General features: G+C 67.0%; 1 protein-coding gene. It reads right to left on the reverse strand.

Going from position 1 to position 1,361, the window contains the following annotated elements; all coding sequences use genetic code 11:
* Positions 1–37: 37 nt before the first annotated feature.
* Positions 38–1,252: an RNA-guided endonuclease InsQ/TnpB family protein gene (locus tag WN71_RS39315; protein ID WP_046592950.1), complete on the reverse strand. Its 1,215-nt coding sequence runs from the start codon at positions 1,250–1,252 to the stop codon at positions 38–40.
* Positions 1,253–1,361: the final 109 nt, after the last annotated feature.

A 1,361-nucleotide genomic window follows, 5' to 3' on the forward strand; every position in this document is an offset into this window, starting at 1 on the left:
CGTGACTACTCCCCCGCATGAATGCGGGGGCTTCTCGTCAAGCTGGTTGAGCTTGACGACGGGCCAGCCCGGCCCGCAGAACATTGGAAGCCCCCACGATGTCGGCGTGCGCCTGGTGGCCGCACGAGATGCAGTGGAACTTCTCCTGGGTGGGCCGGTTCTCCGCTGCGACATGCCCGCACTCGGGGCAGGTGCGGGAGGTGTTGCGGGGGTCCACGGCGATCACGTCTCGTCCGGCGCTTTCAGCCTTGGCGGTGAGGATCGTCAGGAACACCCCCCATCCGGCATCCGAGATCGAACGGTTCAGACCGGTCTTGGCGGCGGCCCCGTTGGGCAGGAAACTGCCCGGCTTGTCGGGGTCGGGCTTGGGTGCGGTTGTCTTGACCATGTTGCGGATCTTGAGATCCTCGTGCGCGATGACGTCGTGGTCGCGGATCAGGTCAAGCGCGGTCTTGTGTGCGTGGTCGAGGCGCTGGCGGCGGACCTTGCGGTGCAGGTCGGCAACTCGCTGGACGGCCCGCTGGTGATTGGCGGTCCGCTTGTCGCGGCGGACCCGGCCGAACCGGCTGAGCTTCTGCTGTGCGGCCTCCAGCTTGGCGGCGGCCTTCCTGCCGTGACGCGGGTTCTCGACGTGCTCGCCGTCGGAGGTGGTGAGGAACGAAGCGATGCCCATGTCGATGCCGGCCACGGAGCCCGTCGCCGGAAGCGGCTCGGGGTGTTCCTGCTCGGCCGTGAGCACCACGTACCAGCGTTTGCCTTCGCGCTTGACGGACACGGTCTTGACCTTGCCGACCACCGGTCGGTGCTGCTTGACCTTGACGTGCCCGACGCCCTGGAAGCGGACGCGGGTCCGCGGGTCGTGCGGGGTGGAGTCCCAGCGGCAGCCGTCGCCATCCTTGGGGAAGTCCACGGTGTCGAACCAGTTCGCCCCACGAAAGCGCGGGTAGCCGGGAGTGTCCCCGGACTTGATCCGGCGGAAGAACGCGGCGAACGCTTTGTCCAGTCGCCGCAAGGTCGCCTGCTGGGAAGAGAACGACCAGCGGCCCTGACGGTCCGGGTCGAACGCCCGGATCTCCTTGAGCTGCGCGGACTGCTGCCCGTACTTGATGCTCGTCTTCGAGGTATGCCGGTAGGCGTCGCGGCGTTCCTGCAAGGCCCCGTTGTAGAGCGAGCAGTGATCGCGCAGCATCTCGCCGAGCGCGGCGGCCTGACCCACGGTGGGCCGCATGAGGAACTTGTACGCACGGATCATCCAGCCCACCTCCTTCCAGGTCGACGCGATCACCCTACTACACTTGGTGTATGTCACCGCGCTGGGAATCAGATGCCGATATCCGCAGGGGGCGTCATGTCGCCTTCCA

The sequence above is a fragment of the Streptomyces mangrovisoli genome (genome assembly GCF_000974985.2).
GTDB classification, from domain to species: domain Bacteria; phylum Actinomycetota; class Actinomycetes; order Streptomycetales; family Streptomycetaceae; genus Streptomyces; species Streptomyces mangrovisoli.

What these genes read in the sequence shown, in the direction of transcription:
- WN71_RS39315 (WP_046592950.1), bottom strand. Translation starts at nt 1,252, where the DNA reads ATGATCCGTGCGTACAAGTTCCTCATGCGGCCCACCGTGGGTCAGGCC.